At 61.9% G+C, this 17,591-nt stretch carries 19 protein-coding genes; 2 read left to right on the forward strand and 17 right to left on the reverse strand.

Annotated elements, in window-relative coordinates:
• The first annotated feature begins 55 nt into the window (after window positions 1-55).
• Window positions 56-907 (forward strand): hypothetical protein, encoded by an 852-nt coding sequence (locus tag ACPPVP_RS29090; protein WP_426526786.1) that lies wholly within the window; start codon window positions 56-58, stop codon window positions 905-907.
• Between the two features lie 322 nt (window positions 908-1,229).
• Entirely contained in the window at window positions 1,230-1,778 is a 549-nt protein-coding gene (locus tag ACPPVP_RS29095; protein ID WP_426526787.1) for a hypothetical protein, read from the forward strand.
• Here the strand turns inward: ACPPVP_RS29095 and ACPPVP_RS29100 are convergent, their stop codons facing one another.
• From ACPPVP_RS29100 to ACPPVP_RS29180, 17 genes are all read right to left on the reverse strand, one after another.
• Complete coding sequence (locus ACPPVP_RS29100) at window positions 1,779-2,069, reverse strand: hypothetical protein (protein ID WP_426526789.1); 291 nt, start codon at window positions 2,067-2,069, stop codon at window positions 1,779-1,781. It lies immediately after the preceding gene.
• Window positions 2,069-2,221, reverse strand: a complete 153-nt coding sequence (locus ACPPVP_RS29105; protein WP_426526791.1) for a hypothetical protein — start codon at window positions 2,219-2,221, stop codon at window positions 2,069-2,071. The genes ACPPVP_RS29100 and ACPPVP_RS29105 overlap by 1 nt, the downstream gene beginning before the upstream one ends.
• Before the next feature lie 4 nt (window positions 2,222-2,225).
• Complete coding sequence (locus ACPPVP_RS29110) at window positions 2,226-2,705, reverse strand: hypothetical protein (RefSeq protein WP_426526793.1); 480 nt, start codon at window positions 2,703-2,705, stop codon at window positions 2,226-2,228.
• Entirely contained in the window at window positions 2,702-3,397 is a 696-nt protein-coding gene (locus ACPPVP_RS29115; protein ID WP_426526795.1) for a glycoside hydrolase family protein, read from the reverse strand. The genes ACPPVP_RS29110 and ACPPVP_RS29115 overlap by 4 nt, the downstream gene beginning before the upstream one ends.
• Complete coding sequence (locus ACPPVP_RS29120) at window positions 3,394-3,603, reverse strand: hypothetical protein (protein WP_426526797.1); 210 nt, start codon at window positions 3,601-3,603, stop codon at window positions 3,394-3,396. Before ACPPVP_RS29120 ends, ACPPVP_RS29115 begins: the two co-directional genes overlap by 4 nt.
• 76 nt (window positions 3,604-3,679) lie before the next feature.
• Window positions 3,680-3,850, reverse strand: coding sequence for a hypothetical protein (locus tag ACPPVP_RS29125; RefSeq protein ID WP_426526798.1), 171 nt, complete (start codon window positions 3,848-3,850; stop codon window positions 3,680-3,682).
• A 78-nt stretch (window positions 3,851-3,928) separates the two neighbouring features.
• A complete protein-coding gene (locus tag ACPPVP_RS29130; RefSeq protein ID WP_426526800.1) occupies window positions 3,929-4,861 on the reverse strand; it encodes a tail fiber protein in 933 nt (310 codons plus the stop codon).
• A 935-nt stretch (window positions 4,862-5,796) separates the two neighbouring features.
• On the reverse strand, window positions 5,797-9,138 hold the full coding sequence (locus tag ACPPVP_RS29135; RefSeq protein ID WP_426526802.1) for a hypothetical protein: 3,342 nt from the start codon (window positions 9,136-9,138) through the stop codon (window positions 5,797-5,799).
• On the reverse strand, window positions 9,138-10,748 hold the full coding sequence (locus tag ACPPVP_RS29140; protein ID WP_426526804.1) for a hypothetical protein: 1,611 nt from the start codon (window positions 10,746-10,748) through the stop codon (window positions 9,138-9,140). Before ACPPVP_RS29140 ends, ACPPVP_RS29135 begins: the two co-directional genes overlap by 1 nt.
• Before the next feature lies 1 nt (window position 10,749).
• A complete protein-coding gene (locus ACPPVP_RS29145) occupies window positions 10,750-11,619 on the reverse strand; it encodes a tail fiber domain-containing protein (protein WP_426526806.1) in 870 nt (289 codons plus the stop codon).
• The gene (locus ACPPVP_RS29150; protein WP_426526808.1) at window positions 11,619-12,056 is read right to left on the reverse strand and encodes a hypothetical protein; all 438 of its coding nucleotides are present in this window, start codon (window positions 12,054-12,056) and stop codon (window positions 11,619-11,621) included. The genes ACPPVP_RS29145 and ACPPVP_RS29150 overlap by 1 nt, the downstream gene beginning before the upstream one ends.
• Window positions 12,013-12,327, reverse strand: a complete 315-nt coding sequence (locus tag ACPPVP_RS29155) for a hypothetical protein (RefSeq protein WP_426526809.1) — start codon at window positions 12,325-12,327, stop codon at window positions 12,013-12,015. The genes ACPPVP_RS29150 and ACPPVP_RS29155 overlap by 44 nt, the downstream gene beginning before the upstream one ends.
• Window positions 12,324-13,805, reverse strand: a complete 1,482-nt coding sequence (locus ACPPVP_RS29160) for a hypothetical protein (RefSeq protein ID WP_426526811.1) — start codon at window positions 13,803-13,805, stop codon at window positions 12,324-12,326. Before ACPPVP_RS29160 ends, ACPPVP_RS29155 begins: the two co-directional genes overlap by 4 nt.
• The gene (locus ACPPVP_RS29165) at window positions 13,805-14,437 is read right to left on the reverse strand and encodes a hypothetical protein (RefSeq protein WP_426526813.1); all 633 of its coding nucleotides are present in this window, start codon (window positions 14,435-14,437) and stop codon (window positions 13,805-13,807) included. The genes ACPPVP_RS29160 and ACPPVP_RS29165 overlap by 1 nt, the downstream gene beginning before the upstream one ends.
• Window positions 14,438-14,566: 129 nt before the next feature.
• The gene (locus ACPPVP_RS29170; protein ID WP_426526815.1) at window positions 14,567-14,965 is read right to left on the reverse strand and encodes a hypothetical protein; all 399 of its coding nucleotides are present in this window, start codon (window positions 14,963-14,965) and stop codon (window positions 14,567-14,569) included.
• Window positions 14,966-15,063: 98 nt separating this feature from the next.
• Window positions 15,064-16,131 (reverse strand): N4-gp56 family major capsid protein, encoded by a 1,068-nt coding sequence (locus ACPPVP_RS29175; protein WP_426526817.1) that lies wholly within the window; start codon window positions 16,129-16,131, stop codon window positions 15,064-15,066.
• Window positions 16,132-16,298: 167 nt separating this feature from the next.
• The gene (locus ACPPVP_RS29180) at window positions 16,299-17,261 is read right to left on the reverse strand and encodes a hypothetical protein (protein WP_426526819.1); all 963 of its coding nucleotides are present in this window, start codon (window positions 17,259-17,261) and stop codon (window positions 16,299-16,301) included.
• Between the last annotated feature and the right edge of the window lie 330 nt (window positions 17,262-17,591).

Genomic DNA, 17,591 nt, shown 5'->3' on the forward strand with positions numbered 1-17,591 from the left:
CTCCGCACGCATTGCGTGCCATCTTGGAAGCCATTCCCGAATCAGGACGGTTTCGATGCGGCCTGTTAAAACTACCTTCCCAGCCTTTTCCTCCGGCGACGCAGTCCAGACAGAACACTTCCGAACCATTTTGCGGAAGTCGTCTTCAGCAGGACCGTTCAACGACAAGTTTTTCGAAATGATCGATAAGCGACGGGGGGAACTCGGACAGCTCCAACGCGCGATATTTTTTTTGCAACTTCCAACGTTCGTATATCTCGTTTTGCTTTTGACGGGTACGGATGTAAATCTGAATCTATTTGGGATCACCGCAGGTAAAAACCTGCGAGAGGCTTTCATCCTCATATCTTCCGCGCTCGGCCTGTGGGTAACCTGGATTGGCCACCACAAGGGCGTCTTGGGAAATATGCTGCGGTCAAACAACGACCGGCTTGCCAAGGGAGATGCTCAAAAAGCAACGTTTCTCAACTTTGCCTACGGATTAGATTTTTCCTTTTTAGTGGGGCCAAACCATCCCGACTGGAATCTTAGCCGCTGGCACTTGATATGGGCTTCATTGTTTGTGATCGCTTTGCTGGCTCTTTTAGCTCTCTTCGTCACGGGCGTCGGAGCCGTGCACATCATGACCCTGTTAGAGGTATACCGACATCCAAACTTTTCGCCGCTAGCCTCCGGCATAACCATAATCTTCGTTGCGTTGACCGACATCATCACAGCGAGCAGCTTTGCGCTGACATCCGGCGTTCTCCCATATCGAAGCTCCGAGAACTTAGCGCGGTTGTCCCGAATTAGAGAAACCAATCCAGAGAAGTGGGACCAACTGATTACATCAGCCGTGATGAACCATCGGAAAAAAGGGTTTTTCAGGCGAATTCTCGGCCGCCCCATTATCCGCTTGGACCCTTAGGGCCCTGACCAGGAAGAGCGATCCGACTACACTTGAGCGCCGTCCTAGTTGGATGCGCAATACAGCGGACTGCGTTCGACCGTGATAACGAGCCCGCTAAATCGATATGGCGTCGTCACGGCACTTCAAGCGAGAGGGGCAAGACGTGGCGCTACCGAGATTTCATAGGAAAGTTGCGAGGAGTGAGCCGGCCGGGTCTGTCTCGATAAAGGACATTGCTGTTCTAATACCCCTCTTCGCCACGTCCCTTGCAATCAGTTGGGAGGTGGGCAGATTTCAACCGCTGGGCGGCTTCCTTTCTTTTTCTTTGTCGGAGCATTTGTTGGCCGCGACGCAGGCATTGCCTACTGCATTATTCGTCTCTGCTTTTTTTGCCGGCCTGATGCGCATAGCTCGCACCAGGACCCAACGTCCGCAAAAATCATCCCGGCTAAAAATATTGGCCAAACTGGGGATCTCTCTCGCCATAGTCGCGGTGTTCGGGCTCATCATCAAAGACGTCTACAAGAAAGGTGTGCATTTGCACGAGCTGTACCTTTGGGCCGCTTTAATTCCAATTTTTGCAATTGTGCCCGTTAACAATTTGTTGCTTCGGCGGCCTTGGAGTAGCACCGGTATGTTATTCTTGCTGGCATCCACTCTGATCTTCGTTGCCATGATGATGGGCGCCGGCCAAACCCATTTCATCCTCGATCAAATCAAGACCGGCAAGGCCGACGGTAGAATTGCGACGATTGTCTCGAAGAATGACACATCTAGAGGCTATTTATTAATGATGGGCGAGCACCGGCTGTTGATTTATTTCCCCGATAACGACCGCCTCAGCTTGCAGAAAACAGAAGAGATTCAGAGAATCGAATGGCAGAGATGATCACCGCGAGCCGATCGGCGCCGAAGTGGTCGCCGGCGCTGCGGCGCTGGCCTTAAAGCCTGCCCAGAACGCGTAGACGCCGCCGCTAACGAGCGCGCCAAGCACGCCGGCAATGATGACGTTGCGCGCCTGACGCATCGAGTAATGAAGGTTTCGAAGGGTCGCGAACTGGTTTTGAACGGAAAGAATTGCATCGGGCGTCGATACATTGAGCCCGAGCGAGAGAAATGTTTCCGAGACGGCTTCTTTCGCAGCCATCTTCGCGAGCTTTTCCATTTCGCCGGCGTTCATCACTTGCCCCCGTAGCTCTTGCGAACGCCCTCGTACCAACCGGCGGAGGCCGATAGGCGCGCGTTCGCTTCGATCAATGCCGTTCCGGTAAGTCGCAGCGCGGCGCGCGCGTCTTGCCCCTTGTAGATTGTCGGAACCGGAACCGGCGTCATGAGCCTATCGGCGACCGGCGGCAGATCGCGCGCCACTTGCGTCGGCGGGGCGCTTGCGCAGCCCGCTAGGAATGTCGCCGTCATCGAGAAGGCAACCAGGTTCAGGGCGGAGCGCCAGCGAGCGAATATATTGGGCGTCGGTTTCATGTTGGGCATTGGCAGAAGCCTCGATTTCGCTTGCGCGCTGGGTTGCGTCTGCGGCGGATTTCGCCGCGTTGTCTAAGTCCGCCTTTTGCGCGGCGATCGTCGCGCGCAGGCGGCCGGCTTCTTCCTGTTCGCTGGCGAGCCGGAAACCGAGCTTGAAGCAGATCACCGCCGCCACCAGCACCGCGACGATCTTTGCGGCCGGAACATACGGGCCCACGACCGGCAGAAATCGAGCGAACGGGAGAAACCCGACGACGAGCGCCGCGGCCAAAATCAGCCCATCGACGCCGAGCGCGAGCCCGGACGTTGTGACGTTCCGAAAAATTTCGCTCATCATTTCGCGGCCTCGCATTTGAAGATCCAGCAACGCAGCCGCGCGAGCAGAGAGCGCCACCAAGACGGTTTTGGAGCTTCGACCACACGAGCGGCCGGCGGCGCCGGCGGAGCCACCACAGGCGGCGGGAACGGTACGGGAGCGACAGCAACGAGCGGCGCAGGCTCACGAGCCGCGGCGAGGCATTTCTTGCGCTCATCGGCGCGGCGGTTGATTAGACCGGGCTGGACGACTAGCGGCGTTCCGGGACCAGCGGGACGTGAGGAAATGCGCCACCCGTTAAATTCACCGTCCGGCCCTTTCGACAGGATCGCCCGGCAACCGCCTTTGACGTCGCCGGCGTTCCACCTCTTGACCATCGGAGAATTGCAGATGGCGCCGGGGCCGGCGTTCCACGACATCGAGAGCGCCATCGCTCGAACGCCGTCCGGCAATTCGACCGTGATACACTTGCCTATGCCAGTGTCGTAATCTTCGGCCAGGCGCTTCGCGAGGCGATCGGACCAATACTTTTCCGAGTGCGTTTCGTCGAGCTTCACGCCTACGGTTTCGCCGTAGCCGCCAGTCGGAAGGCCGCCGGCGAGCTTGTCCGGAACGACGGTCGGAGCGTAGCCCTCATAATGCTTGATCGCGGGCACGGCGAGCGCCAGGGCGCCCGCGCTCGCAACCGTGAGGACAGTTTTCCGCGCGCTCATTGCGGCTCACGCTGCTTTGCGAGGCGAGCGAGCGGGATCACGGCCACATTCACGAACACACTAAGGCAGACCAGAAACCACGGATTGAAAATGTCCGTAAAGGCGCCGAGGACAGCGGCAACGCCGTTAAAGACGCCGACAGCGAGCGAAATCCGGATTGTCCAAAGCCGATGGAAATCCCGCCAAGCGTTATCGATCAGCCGCATAGCTCGCCCCGTAAAAAATATCTATTTGCGGCGGGCCGGGCCGATGGACCTACCCGCCGCCATAGTCGTGATCGGCTTAGGCCGCCGGAACTTCGGAGACGTGGACCGCGGCGGGGAGCGGGCCCGCGCTCGCGGTGAACTCCTTCGTCTCGCCACTGGCGACAAACGTAGCGGGGACGCCCGAGCCCGACACGAACGCGCGCTTGGTGGTGTCGGTCGGACCCCGAACGGTTACTTTGATGGACATTTTGAGTTTCCCTTTCGATCGGAGGTTGATCGCGCCGCAAGGTAGGGGCCGCCGGTTAACGGGCAAAATGCCGAGCGATCAGAGAACGCGGATCACGTAATTACAGGTGATTGTCGGCGGCTGCGTCCGGAACGCCGCGCTTGTTCCGCCCATTGCACTGCCAGTGAACGAGGCCGAACTTGCAGCCTGAGACGCAGATAGTGAATTAAAGCCGGGAATGCCGAACTGGCCTCCGCCACCAGCGCCGCCCCCTCCTGACGTTCCCATGTAGGCGTAGCTACCCGCGCCGTTGATGGTGATTGCGCCATTTGAAACTGAAACGGAGCCCGAGGGCGTCATGGGTGGAAGATTGCCGATCACAAGGCTATTCTTTTCCGAGCCGCCCACCGTTCCGATGATCGTACTGTCACCGCCGAAAAACGCCGGCGTCAGGAGAGAGGCCGCGGCCTCGATCATCGCCGACACCTTGCCGGCCTTGTTCGGAACGTTGAACGTCGTGGAGCCGTCGCCCGGCCCGAACTTTATTCCCCACCGCGCGAAGGCGGTCGCATAGACGGTTCGAGAAATCGCCTGACCGAGCGGGAAGATGAAGGCGCTATTCGGCGCCACCGTATCCCAATAATCCATCCCGCCCAGGAACGGGACGCTAAAGGGATTGCCGAAATACCCATGAAGATAAAACGCGCCGTCCGTGTGGTTGTAGGTCACAGCGTAAGGCGTGCCCTGGATCAGCACCGCACCTTGAAGGCCGACGCCGGGCGCCGGCAGGATGGGTTTCACGCCGAGCCCGTCGACGTTGAGGCTTGTTCCGTTGGCACCGTTGGTGACGTGCGGCGTAAAGCAGATCATCGCGCCGTGCATATGCGCGAACGTGTCGAAGCCTTGATTGCTGAAAATGGTGTAAGCGGTTGCAGATCCGCCCGTTACGACCACGCCGGCGATATCGTCGCGATACTTGGCAAGCGCCGCCATCTGACCCCGCGCACCATCATTGAGCGCGGCCGGGTCCATGCCTTCCGGAAATGGGCAAGTGCTATCCGCCGTCCCGTTGTTTGCGGCGCTGGTTGACCACTTCCAAAACGTCATTCTAGCCCCTCAGAGAAAACGGCGCGGTTTTCAGTCCGAAGAGGTTAGGCCGAGGCCGCAAAAGGTTTGTAAGTTGCGGCGTTGCCGTGAGCGCGGCCAGGTTCATGGCAGGAGCGCCACCACCCGAGCCGCCGATTTGGAAAGCCGGCGCTTTTGCCTCCGGCGCGGCTGAGACTGCCGCGGCCGCAGGGTCCACAGCAGCCGGGGCCGCCGGCGCTGGCGCTGCGGCCGGCCGAGGGCCTGCCATTGACATAGGCGCCGAGGCGCCGCCCATCTTCCGATCAGCCCAGGCCGCCACGTCGCCAGCTGACATATTGGCGAGAAACGGGTTCGCCTTGATCGCGGACGGCCGGAGAACGGCCGAGGCCGGCGTACTCGGATCAGCGTTCAAGAGCCCAACCGCGCCCTGCGGCCCCGCGAAATGAGCGAGATATTGCGTTCCGGGGGTGACAGGGAGTCCGGCGCCCTTTAGGATTCCGCCGTTGTCCGCCGCATAGGCGTCCGTCATCTCTTTGGAGAGGTCTGCGTTGGTCCTCAGTGCCAGAAGGTCAGCACGCGAACTGGTAATGTCCGGGCGGTGCTTCGCAGCATCGAAAGCCAAGTCTCCTCGATAAACTGGCCGGGCCCCGTTGCGGTCGACCGCTCGTTTTTGGCGTTCGCGTCCCCGCCGCTTTCCACTCCGATAATCTTATCAGCGAGGCCCATTTGCGCCCTTTAATCCTGGTTTGTGTCGTCGTCTTTAGCGTCGTCATGCTTGGCGTTCGCTTCGCCGCCCACAGCATCGTTGACAACTACGGTACGACGGGCGGTTTAGTAGTCCTTGCGGCGATATTGGGCGCCGCATACCTCTACGATGGGCGTCAGCGCGAGCGCCCTTGATTGATCGCGGGAAGTGCGCCCTGCGACAGCAGGCCGGCGCCCTTGGCAAACCGCGGATCAATCGACCGCTTGCCCTGGTCCCCATAAAATAGGCTAGTTGCCTTGCGCGCCGCGTTGGCGTTGCCGATCGCGGCAAGCCCCTTGTCGACGCCGAGCGCCACAGCCGCGCCAGGAAGGCCGCCGCCGGAAAATCCGAGCAGTGGCAGCAGCGAGGACCGCGCACCGTTCGCGATCTTCGCCAACATCGGCGCTGTTCCGCTTGGGTTCGTCGTGCCCTTAACGGGGATCATCTGCTTATAGACGCTCGCAAGCTGGCTCATCAGCTCCAATTCCCGCGGCGAAAACAGCACCTTCGACAGTTGCGAGCCGCTTTCGTTCAAGAACTCATGGAGCCGTTGCGACAAGGCTTGCGCCTCGAACGGAATTTTGCCCTCGCCGGAGTTCGTGAGCTTTTCCCACATGCCTTGACGAACCGCCGTCCAGCCTTCGGGGGTTAGCGACTGTTTCAGCTTCACGGCCAGGTCGACCGCAAAGCGGCCGTTGCCCTTGCCGGTCGCGCCAAACAGATCGTTGACGATTTGGTTTCCGGACGCCGGCGGACCGCCATCCGCGCCGCTATAGCGCCGGATCGCCGCCACCGCCGCGCCAGGCTCGACCGCTTGCGGCGCCGAGACGCCGCGGATCCGCTCCGCATAGCGCGCCAGCGAAGCGCGCTCGCCGGGCTCGAATACGGTATGGGCCAGGAGCCGGCCCTTTGTGCCATTGAGGAAGTCGACAATCCGCGCCGCGGCCTTCTCCGGCTCGCCTTGCGTGAGTTGCGCGAAAAGACCCTGTTTATAGGTCGCGAACTCATCCGAGTTGCGGCCAAAAATCCGTTCGATCCGTTGCGCGATTTGCACCGGCATTTGACCGCCCGGCGAAGCGCCCGAGCCATAGGCGAGCTTTACGATTTCGTCCGGCGTTGCCCGCGTGTCGGAGAATTTCCCCAGAATTTTTTCAACGGCCGCGCCGATCGTGTCGCCGGCGCCACGCTTCGCAAATTTCTGTTTATAGTCCGCGAACGCCGCCCGCGCCGCTTCTTGCATCTGCAATACAGCCGGACCGTCGCCGGCGAACTTGCCTTCCGCAATCATCTGCGCCACGCGCGCGTCAAAATGATCGGTGATTTGCTCGAGCGCTTGAAGATCCGCGCCCGATCCGCCGCCCATCATCGCCCGCCGCGCGTCGCCGTACAGCGTCGAGAGCTGCTTTCGCACCTGTTCAACGTCGCGCATGGTGAAGCCGGAGCCAGGCGCTTGCGGCGCCTGAGCCGCCGGCCGATCACCGGGGAAATCGGCGTGCAAGGCGCCCGCCGCGTCCTCATGTTCCAGTTGGCGAAAGGCGCGTTCCACCGCGTCATCGGCCGCCGCGCCCTCGTCAGCCATTAATTTGACAGCGCGCGCTCTCACATCGCCGCCAAGTTCACCATAGCCGGCGGCGTTCAGATCCTCGTCAATGCCGCGCAGGTGCGCATCAAATTCGTGTTGCTCACGCTCCGAGCGCGCGGCGGCTTCGCGCTTGCCAACATGGCCCTCGAAACCTGCCGGGAAACGCTTTTGGCCGCGCATTTCCGCGTCGATCGCGTCGAGCAGATCGTTCACGGTCGACGTGCCGTTATGGTTTCCGTGGAGGTAGCCGGCCTCTTCCGCCGCCTCGCGCGCATAATCGAGCGGCCAGCCGCCTTGCCGAACCAGCTTGCGACGCCCCACGCCTTCAACGTTAACGGTGTGACCGTGGCCGCCGATCGCCTCTAGCTCCGCATCAGGCCCCAAACCGCCCTTTGACGCGATGAATTCGAGCAGGCTTTGCGATTTGGGCGCAGCGGAAGCCGGCGCCGGCGCAGCCGCCGCTTTCTGCCGCTGATAGGCGCTCGCGACGTCATCGCCGAATTTCGCGCGGATATCAGCGACGTTTTGCGCGTGCTGGTCGACCGCGGCAGCGTCAGGCGCCGCCGGAGCGGGAGCCGGCGCCGGACGCGCCCCAGGGCCGGCCGCGTTCAGATTGTCGTCAATGATTTCGAGCGCCCGAAGCGATTTCGGCGTATTGGTCGGATCCAGCGACACCGGATTTTCTCCGGCGCGCAATCCCTTATCGACATCGTTCCGGAAACCCGCCGCAGAGCCCGGCGCGAACTCGCCGGGAGCTTCCGAAACTTCGCGATACTTCCCGCGGTAGTCCGCGCGCGCCGCATTGCGGGCCGCCGCAAAGCGATCGGAGAGGATTTCAGCGGCATCAGCCGGAGCCGCCGCGCGGATCTGCCCGCCACCGAGCGAGCGCGCCAAATCGGCGCCGTGTTGTTCCGGAGACATCGCGCCGGCATGGACGCCGGCCGCCGAGGCTTGCCGCGACTGTTCCGCCGCGATCAATTCCGCCGCGATCTTTTCGGCCGCATCTTGTGGCGCGGTTCGAGCGCTCGCGCCGGTTGGGTCCAGGCCAGCCGCGAAATCCTCGCGCGCCTGGTTTACCCGCGCGTCTTGCAGATCCTTGAAGCCTTGCGCGCTGTTCTGCGCCGCCTCGCCGCGGCCGCCGCGCAACAAAATCTGTTCTTCCGCCGACAACGCCGGGTTTTGCGTGACTTGCGACTGTGACAGGGGAATTTCAACGTCGCCGACCTTAGCGACATTTTGCGGGACAGCCTCCGCCGGCCGGACGCGATCGGCAATCGCCGCGACCGCCTTCCCGACGCCCTTTCCGATCGGGCCCGCCACGCCGCCGATAACCCCGCCAATCGTTGCCGCCGGTGCGACATCATGACCGCGCACCGCCGCGTCAGCACCCGACAAGGCCGCGCCGGAAATTGCGCCGTTCTTTGCCATGTCCCAGACAGTGCCAGTGAGGCCGAACGCCTTAGGCGCAGCGGACATAACCGGAGCCATCGACGCCACGCCGCCGGCGAGCTGCGCCGCCGTGTCGACAATCGGATGTTCTGCCGAAAACTTCTTGTCGGCGCCTTCCTGGTCGCGCAACGAGTTGCTGTAACGCTCCCGAAACGTTTCACCCTGCAACTGATCTTCCGGCGCGAAGAAGCGGTTGAGCGCCGGCGCAAGCGCCGCATTCGTTGCCGCGTCGAGCTTGTTCAAGAGCCCGCCGACGATCGGAACGCCGGTCGCGGCCGAGCGCGCAACGCCGTTGACCGTCGGCGCGGCGGGAGCCGGCGCCGCGGCCGGCTTGGCACCGATCGAGGCCGCGATTTCGTCAACGGTCGCGTTTTGCTGGTCCGGCGGGAGTTTCAAGAACTCATCGCCGACCGACACCTGTTTGTCGCCGATCGTCAGAACAGGCATTATTGAACGCTCCAAGTGATGCCGCCCGACGTTTTGCCGCTGGCAGAGGTTGCCGCCGGCGCCTTGTAGCCAGGCCCAGCGGACCGGCCCATTTCCTGCATCAGTTGAGCCCTAAGCGCTGCTTTTTGTGCCACAGCTTCCGGCCCCTCGCCGGGTTGCGGAAAGAACGTCTTGTCAGCGCGAACGTACTCATTCGAGCCGATCGCCGCGCCGCTAACGTCGCGAAGATGCGCGCCCAGGAACGCTTCCTTTGCGGCCTTGTACTTCTGATACTCCGGCGATTGCAGATAGGCGCCCCCCAGCGGAAGTTTGTCCGTAAGCGGACCCCATACGCTTTGCCCCTGCGCTTCTAGCTGTCTAATGACGCTATCGGCTTGCGTGGCGATCGTGGAAAATTTGGCCGATTTGGCTTGCTCGCCGGTCTGTTTGCCGGTCAATGCGTCCGCCGTGGTCCGGCTGATATGGTTGATGAACTCCTTGCGGTTGACGCCCGGCGGGATCGGTATCCGTTCCCCGCCGGGACCGGTCACGAAATCAGCGCTGCCAGAAGCCGGGCCGGCGCCGGCGCCGCCCTGAATGTCCCGCAACGTGCCGTCGACCTGGTTCTGTTGCATGAACTTCTTGCGGCCGTCCGCGTCCTCGCCGACCTGGACGACGTTCCAGCGATCCTTGCCGTAATAGTTATCAACTAGCGCCTTCATCAGCGCCGGATTGTATCGTGCCGCCTGCACTTCCGCCGGCGAGGCGCCCTTTGCCAGCAGAGCCCGCGCCGTCATACTGCCCTGTTCTGACGCGATCGAACTTGGATCAGTGTTTTGCCCGGTGACGAGCGCGCCGACGCCGCCGGCAAGCGCGCCAATCGGACCGTTGCCGAGGTTGCCGAAAAAGCCGCGCGTCGCCTTCATTAGCCGATCGCCAGCGGCGTCACCGAACCCAGCCAAAGAGAATGGCGCGGCCGCGGGGGGGCCGCCGCGAGCCACGGCACGCACAGCGGGAGCCGCTTCCGCAGTCGGCGCCGGTTCGCCGCCGCGAAATGCCGGCATTTGATAATCGCCCACAGGAATAGAAGCGTCCGGCGCGCGGTCGCGCTTGACCGATGAAAGATCCGTGGCCGGGCCCGCCGGCGGTTGAGCCGTCACCGGGCCGCCAGCGAACGGCACCGGTTTTGCACCGCCGGCGAAGGGCGATGCAGGCGGAGCCGGCGCGATATCGGCCGGGCTGACATTCATCGAGCCCGGACCGGCGAAGCCGAACGGCGTTGCACCAGCGCCGAACGGCGCCGGCGCGGCTTCCGGCGCCGGAGCATGGGAAGCACCACGGAAACGACGCGCCAGGACCGACGCGGCAGCGTCACGCGCCTGTTGCGCCTGGTCCGCTTCCAGGTTCAGTGTCGACGGATAGAGCGCGCCCCACTGCGGCGGAATGCTCGCCGGCGTGGTTGACGCCGCGGGTTCAGGTTTCGGCAAGCCGCCGTTGTTGCCCGAGCCTGTCCCGGCCATCGGGTCGCCACCTTGCGGGAAAGGCGCGGGCACCGCCTGCGGATCGAAACCGGGCGGAGCGATGCCGCCGCCGTAGTACGGGGAAAGAAAGTAGTCCAGCAATCCCGGCATTTTACTTTGCTCCGAACGAAATATTGCCCTTGGGCCACAGCGAACCGAGCCCCTGCGCGATCGTCGCGAATTGCTGCGCGCCGCTCATTGTCTGTTCGCCTTCCGAGTGGCCCGTTTGCGTGCCGAACTGCGCCGCCACCGGAGAGATTGCCCCGAGCAGCGTTGCGTATTGCGATGCCGGGATACCGAATTTCTGCGCTTCCGCCTGGAGCGTGGCGTTCGCGCCGAAATTGTTGACATCGAGCGTGGTCCCTGCGGTGCCAACGCCGTTGGTGAAATTCTGATTTGCGGTCGCGTTGTTGCCGTTCAGAATGCCGTAAGTCGTGTTTCCAGCGCCATAAAGTGAACTCGCCGCGGCGAGTTGGTTCGCGACGTCGGTATTGTATTGCGCGGCGATAACCGGCGCCTGTGCCGTCGTGATGCCGCGCGCGAGCGCCTGCGCGTTGCCCGGCGAGAAATCGCGCCCGGCCGCCGCCCATTGGCCGTTGATGCTGTTAGTCGTGTCCGCCGCCGCCGCGTCCAATTGGGCTTTCAGCGCCGTGTTGTTGCCGATGTTCGCACCGCTCGCCGTTGAGCCCAAAAGCCCCTTGTAATCGGCAAGGTTCTGCGTGATCGCGCCATCGTTCGCCTTCGCCCCGCCGCCATTGAGCAAGCCTAGCGTTCCAGAATTGACCGCGGGGGAAAACGCCGAACTCGCCGTGTTGGCGTTGTTCGTGATCGTGCCCAGCGCGCCCGACTGGTTGCTGTTCAGCCCGGCCTGCGGAACAAGGTTCGTCAGCCCACCGAGAATGCCCGTCAGCCCCTCTTTCGCCGGATCATACGGCGCGAGGCTCTGCGTTTGGGTTTGCGAGCTTGTGCTAGTGCCGCCCATTAAAGAGCCCTTTCGAGAACGACGTTCGAGACGTCATAGTTTTTGAGGACGCGAGCCCAGCCAGGCCGGCCCATAACGCGGACGCGCGCGGCGCCTTCCGCCCTCGCCCAATCTTCGATTTGTGGCAGCAGCGGCAACCAGCTTTCCATATCGTCCCCGCCGAGCGCGGTTATCAGGCAGACTAGATGCCGATCGGTTCGCGTCAGAAGCGTCACCGCCGCGGCCTTGATTTCCTGACCCTCGCAGGCCAGCCACAAAACGCCGTCGCCGTGCAGCACATCGCGCGCAATGTCGATCGAATGACTAAGATCCGTCCGCCGCGCGGCCGCATAGAGCCTGTCCCGCACCATCGGCCAGATTTCGCGCGCGAGCTGCGGCGGGATGCAATGTAGACTAGCCGAGGCAGACATAGAAAAAGGACCGATCGGTTTGAGCATTGTTCGCGTGCGATATCGTGAACGACTGTTTGCCAACCGAGTTAATGAACGTTGTGCCCGCGGCGAGCGCGGCCGCGGCATTGCCCGTTTTCGGGAACAGGAAAACCGCGCTCTGCGGCGCGCAATTCGGCGCCGCAACCGTCGTGGACGTCGCGCCGGCGGCGAGCGTCACCGATCCGGTAGCGTTCGAGCGGCCGGCCGCGAGCTGTTGCAGCGACAGCGCATATTTGGATAAGTCCTTTTCCGTTGTCGACGGGAGAAAAACGCTCATCGTTTCCCCGTCGCCTTGAGGTCCGCCGGCTCAACACCGTTGATGAACGTCCAGGCCGTCCCGGCCGGAATTCGGCACTTGAGCCGCGAATACCGAGTGTCGACCAGCATGTTGCAGATGCCGGTTTTCGCGTTCACTAGCCTTTCGAAACCAGCCGCCGCCGGCTGTTGCAAGTTCTCGCGGCGCGAGGCCGAGCCAAAGACCGTCACCGCGTCCGACACCGGGCGAAAGCCGACCCTCATTTTGACGCGCCGGCCGTCCGTGCCCTGTTCCGCGGTTTCAAGCGTCGCTTCCAGGTTCGCGCCGCGGAAGAAGTTGGCCGCATGCCCGGCGTCAAAGGCCGCCAGCTCCGGGACGATCGCCGACGTCAGGTTATCGAACGACTGCGTTATGGCGTCGAGGTTCGACCCCAGGAGCGCGGAAACGCCTTCAAGCGTGAAGCCGGGTTGCGCCATCTTGAAAAGGAATTCGCCGGAGAAGCGCAGCGGCGTGAACCGATCTAGCACCGGATCATAGCAAAGCGCCTTGTCGAACTGGCCGGCTTGGCCGTTGACCGACTTGTAAACCCACAAGATCCGCGAGCTTCGCGGATCGGCGAGCCCTTGGAATAACTGCGGCTGCGTTGCGTCAAGATCCGCGAAAAAGGTTCGGTCGACACGTTCGCGGCCGATCGGGACCGGCGCGCCGCCGGGGTCGATCCGATGAAAGCCTTTCAGAGAATAGAAAAACACGCTGGAGCCGGAGCGGACCAGGCTCAAAGGCCCAAAGATGCCAAGTTCCTCCGCGATCTTGTCAATCTGGAAAACGCGCGGATCGCCGGGCAAAAAGATCATGCGCCGGACGATGCTGTCTTGCAGGATCACGCCGCTTTCGCCACCGGCGATGCCGCGGCAAATGCCACCGTCGACCAAATCTTGTTCGTCGCTCGAATTGATGCCGGCCGTCCAGGAATTCGGGCCGTTGACGTCGTTCAGGCCCGACCACTTAACCCGGCCGGGGTTGCTAAGAAGGCCCGTCAGAACGACGAACCTCCCAACGATGCCGATATAGCGCGCGAAGGGCGGATTGCCGGCCAGATTCGCAAAGGCCGCCGAGCTCGAAATATCGAATGCCTGCGGGGCGACGTTCGCTTGCACGAAAATCACCAGGTTATTGAACTGGACCGCTTGCCATTGATCTTTAGGAGGAACGGCGGCATAGGGACCGCCGCCGAGCGAGACTTTCGACCATGCAAACGTCGTGTTGTTCAGCAAATAAAGATCGGTCGCCGAGGCCGCGAACACGACCACAGAGCCGTCAGTTTTGTAGGCAGTAAAGGCGCCGCGGCATTGCAGGCCGAGCGATTGCGAGATTGCAGCCAGGCTTGGGAAGGGCCCATAGCCATCCCCGCGCGGGACCACGTTCAGCAGTGAGCGCCCGCTTTGCGCCTGGTAGTCGGAAACGTCCGGCCGATACTCTCCAAAGGGGATCAGCGACATTACCAGGACGTCCCGCGAATGCGGCCCGTCCCAGCGCGCGCCGAGGTTTTGTAATCGAGCCGATCCTTATAGGACTGGATTTGCCCGGCCATGAGCTGGGCGCCTTCCGTATCCCCGATAAGATTTGTATAGAGCAGCAATTTCGCGTGGCAGCGGATCAGTTGTTCCGCGTCGTTGCACCAGGCGTTCGTGTCCGTGTCCTGCACCAGCGGATCAAGCGCGTAATGCATGTGCGGCCGCATGGTGTAGACCGCGACCGGGACCGGCCAGAGCAAAATCTGACTGTCAACGTAGGTATAGGCGCACGGCCGGCCGGCGCCGGTCATTGAACCTTGCAACCACTCGAATTCGTCCGCCTCGTACTTATCCAGCTCGAGCGGCCGCGTTCCGTCGAACAGGAAGAGGGTATCCAGCCCGATAATGTTCGGGATCTGCGCCAGGGCCGAGCCGCCATAGGCCGATTGACCGGCCACGGTCGGAAAGGTCAGCGAGCGGGTGACGTTGAAGTAAAACCGCGAGGTTTCGTAATGCTCAATTGCGTTTTCGACCGCGCTTTTTATTTCCGACGTCAGATCGTCGCGCGTCAGATCCGTTGCGATTTGGTTTCGGAGGGCGAGAAACGTCTTTGGCATCTGCCACCGTCACGGCCGGAGAAGCGAGGGCTAGCGCGGCTTCCGTCGCCAGCATATGGACCGAAGGCGGCGCCGGCTCATTGAGAACCAGCGACGCCCCCGCGAAGTGCAGCCAGATTTCCACCGGGCTTAGAGATCGTTGTCCGGAACGTACTTGATGATGACGATTGCCTTACCCGCAGTCGCGGCGCCGCCGGTCTGCGTAAAGGTCGCCTTCACCACGCTATCCGCGACCAGCGGTACTGCCGCGATGCCGCTTGGCTTGATGTTCTGCGTTAGGCCCGCAGCCGTTTCCACCGCATCCGCAGTCGTGACCACGTTGTTTGCGACGCCGCCGATACCCACCGTCACGTCGTTGGTGGTTCCGGCGTTGAACGGGGTTACAACCAGAACGTCGGTCCCGATCAGGATTGCGCCGGCCGGAAGCGTCTGCTTATTGACGCCGGCGGCAATGCCGGCGTCGTTCCAGTTGATCGCGAAGCGCAGATAGTGAACGAGCTGCGCGGCATTCTTGCGAGCGGTAGACATGAGTTTTTGCCCTTTCAGAGCTTTTGAGAGGCCGCCCGCGAAGCGCCTTGCTTCGCGGGACTTACGCCCATCAGGTTGAACAGGATCAGCAGCCGCCCTTAGTGCGCGACGGCGTAGGTGGTGAACGGGATCACACCGAAGTCAGCGCCGTTGAAAACGCTCTTCTTGATGCCCCAGATGGTTTGCGCCGAAACGCCAAGCTCGCGCTCGTAATCGAACAGCTCTTCAATCCATTTGAAGTGCGAGCCCTTCGAAAACTCCTTGCCGAAGCCGACCGCCGCCGCCTGTGCTCCGGCGAACACGCCGCGCCGAGTGCTGGTCGCCGCGGTGTTGTCGTTCTTGATGCCGACCGGCAGTCGGTTCCAGCTATGCAGGATAACGTCCCGATACTCCCCGAGCGCGTCGGAATAGATCAGGCTATCCTTGCCAGCCCCGCCGGCGAGCGCGGCTTTCTGGATATCGAGCCACTGACCGGCGCCGGCATCCGTGCGGAGGTCCGTGACCTGGAAGTCGTGCAGGAAGGCGAGATATTTCTTTTTCCCGTTGACCTTCACCGGCCGGATCAGCGGCGACATGGTTTTCGCCCGTTCCAGCATGTGATCCAGGAACTGCAACTTCATCGTTTTGGTGTTGTCGGCATTCACCGCCGCGTCGTCCGTCAAGCCGCCCGGACGATAGACATTCGTGGCCGGCATGATTGGGTTGTTGCCCGTATAGCGAGGGTCTACCACCAGCACGTTGCCGGTGAGCTGGTTCGCCATGCAGGTATCGAGCCGGTTGCCGTACCAATCGGTAAGGCCGTCCTTGCTTTCCGCGCGCAAGTTGAACGGGACGCGCTGGGCGTCGATGGAATTCTTGTTCTTGGTGCGGACCGCGTGCGAAAGCTCGTTGATGGTGAGCTTGTCGTTATACGTGGTCAGATCCTCTTCGTTGCCCTGCTGCGTCTGACCTTCGGTCACACCGTCGCCGACCAACTGGACGCGCAGGCCGATCGTCACGCTATCGCCGGCGTTCGTCTCGAAGTCGGTTTTCTGCTGGATCATGTTCGAGGCGCCCTCGCCCATGAACTTGCCGAAATAGGTTTCCTTGAGTGCTTCGACGTTGAGCTTTTTCGCCCAAAGCTTGTTGGAAAGGACGTTGTTCACGCCGTATTGCGTAACGGACATTTTATGCCTCTAAGGTGGGAATTCGGGTGCTGTGGGTTGACCGCGAAACGCTGCGATCGAGCGCAACACCGAGATTTCCCGCCTTCGGTGGAGGCGTGGCGCTGTGACGGGCGCCAGTCGAAAACGGGATTGAAACTCCCGCGGGCCTTACTCACTCACAAGCGGCGTTAGCCACCGAACAGTCGCCGAGCCTTCGCCGGGTTTTTGTTGCACCAGGCTTCGAACTCGTCCGCCGGCATGGCAATCAGTGCTTCCGCCGTCATGTCTGCATCGCCCGAGCTTCCGCCCATATCGTTCAGGCTCTTATGTGCCGCCTGCCCGCGTTCGATCGTCTCAAGCTTCTCCGCGGCCTTGCCCTTGTCGGGGTCAGCCGCCGGTTTCTTATAACCCCGCTGATTTGCCAGATCGTAAAGCATCTGCGCCGGACTCTTGGCGCGCTGCATCGCCATTTGCGCAATGGCGAACTCGTCGGCAATAAGCGCCTCATGCAGTGATTGCGGCGTATCGTAGCCAATCGCCTTCAATTCAGCGGCGCGGGAGTTCAGAAGGAAATTGTAAGCCGCTTTGAAATCCGGCGTAGTTTGCTCGAACTCGTCGCAAGCCTTTGTGTAGTTATCCACAAAAGTCTTTTGTTCGGTCGCGGCCTTCTCGTTGGCTTCGCTCGCCGCCTTTTCGTCCGCGGCCCGCTTTTCCATCTGTGCGACGGTTTCGCCGATGTGTCGGACCGCGCCAAAAATATCATCTTCGACCTTCGGAGGGCCGGCCGGCGTTTCCGGGGCGGGATCGCCGCCGAGCTTGAGCCGGTCGATTATCGCGAACTTGCCGCGCAGCTCCGCAAGCTGCTTTTCCGTATCCTGGTATTTGGTCGCCAGCTCTTTGCGGGCTTTCTTCTCTTCCAGGAACGTCGCAAGCGGGACGTGATCGTTTTTCGGCGCCGCGGCGTCAGGTTTGGCCGAACCGACGGCAGGATTTCCCTCGCCGCCTTCGCCGTCGCCAGTTGAACCGCCGGCATCCGCGCCATCGTCGCCCGGAATTGCGCTTTCGCCGCCGCTCGAAAAAAAAGCTTCTTCATCCGCCGAAAGTGACGGGCCGCCAGTGTCGACGGGTGTTGATCCTTCGTTGAGGGACATCGTTGCTTGCCTTCCGCCGGCGCTGCCGGCTCAGAGAACGCGGGAGCCGCCGCGCGCGGAAATCCGGGCAATCGCCGGTGGCTCCCGGGTTAAGGGGTCTCAGCAAGCAAAAAGTAAGAGCGAGCAGGAACGACGATGCCGCATTGAAGTTGATGGCGAGCCTCCGGTATCATCCCTGCCCGGATCATCCGTCTGGAGGTGGCGGCTCTGGCGCTAACGTGGCGTTTGCGTCAGAGCCGTCCAGCGCGCGAAAAGCTTAGGAACGATGGCGCTCGTTCAGCGTAATTTATTCAGCTTCCGGTCCTCCAGGCTGACCTGATCGGAGGTTGG

The organism is Bradyrhizobium sp. McL0615 (genome assembly GCF_049993905.1).
Taxonomy (GTDB): domain Bacteria; phylum Pseudomonadota; class Alphaproteobacteria; order Rhizobiales; family Xanthobacteraceae; genus Bradyrhizobium.

Excerpts from the sequence above, each read along its gene's own strand:
- ACPPVP_RS29105 (WP_426526791.1), bottom strand. The coding sequence starts at position 2,221 with ATGACGCCGGTTCCGGTTCCGACAATCTACAAGGGGCAAGACGCGCGC.
- ACPPVP_RS29170 (WP_426526815.1), bottom strand. The coding sequence starts at position 14,965 with ATGTCTACCGCTCGCAAGAATGCCGCGCAGCTCGTTCACTATCTGCGC.
- ACPPVP_RS29145 (WP_426526806.1), bottom strand. The coding sequence starts at position 11,619 with ATGGGCGGCACTAGCACAAGCTCGCAAACCCAAACGCAGAGCCTCGCG.
- ACPPVP_RS29115 (WP_426526795.1), bottom strand. The coding sequence starts at position 3,397 with ATGAGCGCGCGGAAAACTGTCCTCACGGTTGCGAGCGCGGGCGCCCTG.
- ACPPVP_RS29120 (WP_426526797.1), bottom strand. The coding sequence starts at position 3,603 with ATGCGGCTGATCGATAACGCTTGGCGGGATTTCCATCGGCTTTGGACA.
- ACPPVP_RS29175 (WP_426526817.1), bottom strand. The coding sequence starts at position 16,131 with ATGTCCGTTACGCAATACGGCGTGAACAACGTCCTTTCCAACAAGCTT.
- ACPPVP_RS29160 (WP_426526811.1), bottom strand. The coding sequence starts at position 13,805 with ATGTCGCTGATCCCCTTTGGAGAGTATCGGCCGGACGTTTCCGACTAC.
- ACPPVP_RS29140 (WP_426526804.1), bottom strand. The coding sequence starts at position 10,748 with ATGCCGGGATTGCTGGACTACTTTCTTTCCCCGTACTACGGCGGCGGC.
- ACPPVP_RS29130 (WP_426526800.1), bottom strand. The coding sequence starts at position 4,861 with ATGGACCCGGCCGCGCTCAATGATGGTGCGCGGGGTCAGATGGCGGCG.
- ACPPVP_RS29180 (WP_426526819.1), bottom strand. The coding sequence starts at position 17,261 with ATGTCCCTCAACGAAGGATCAACACCCGTCGACACTGGCGGCCCGTCA.
- ACPPVP_RS29100 (WP_426526789.1), bottom strand. The coding sequence starts at position 2,069 with ATGAACGCCGGCGAAATGGAAAAGCTCGCGAAGATGGCTGCGAAAGAA.
- ACPPVP_RS29165 (WP_426526813.1), bottom strand. The coding sequence starts at position 14,437 with ATGCCAAAGACGTTTCTCGCCCTCCGAAACCAAATCGCAACGGATCTG.
- ACPPVP_RS29090 (WP_426526786.1), top strand. The coding sequence starts at position 56 with ATGCGGCCTGTTAAAACTACCTTCCCAGCCTTTTCCTCCGGCGACGCA.
- ACPPVP_RS29125 (WP_426526798.1), bottom strand. The coding sequence starts at position 3,850 with ATGTCCATCAAAGTAACCGTTCGGGGTCCGACCGACACCACCAAGCGC.
- ACPPVP_RS29135 (WP_426526802.1), bottom strand. The coding sequence starts at position 9,138 with ATGCCTGTTCTGACGATCGGCGACAAACAGGTGTCGGTCGGCGATGAG.
- ACPPVP_RS29150 (WP_426526808.1), bottom strand. The coding sequence starts at position 12,056 with ATGCTCAAACCGATCGGTCCTTTTTCTATGTCTGCCTCGGCTAGTCTA.
- ACPPVP_RS29110 (WP_426526793.1), bottom strand. The coding sequence starts at position 2,705 with ATGATGAGCGAAATTTTTCGGAACGTCACAACGTCCGGGCTCGCGCTC.
- ACPPVP_RS29155 (WP_426526809.1), bottom strand. The coding sequence starts at position 12,327 with ATGAGCGTTTTTCTCCCGTCGACAACGGAAAAGGACTTATCCAAATAT.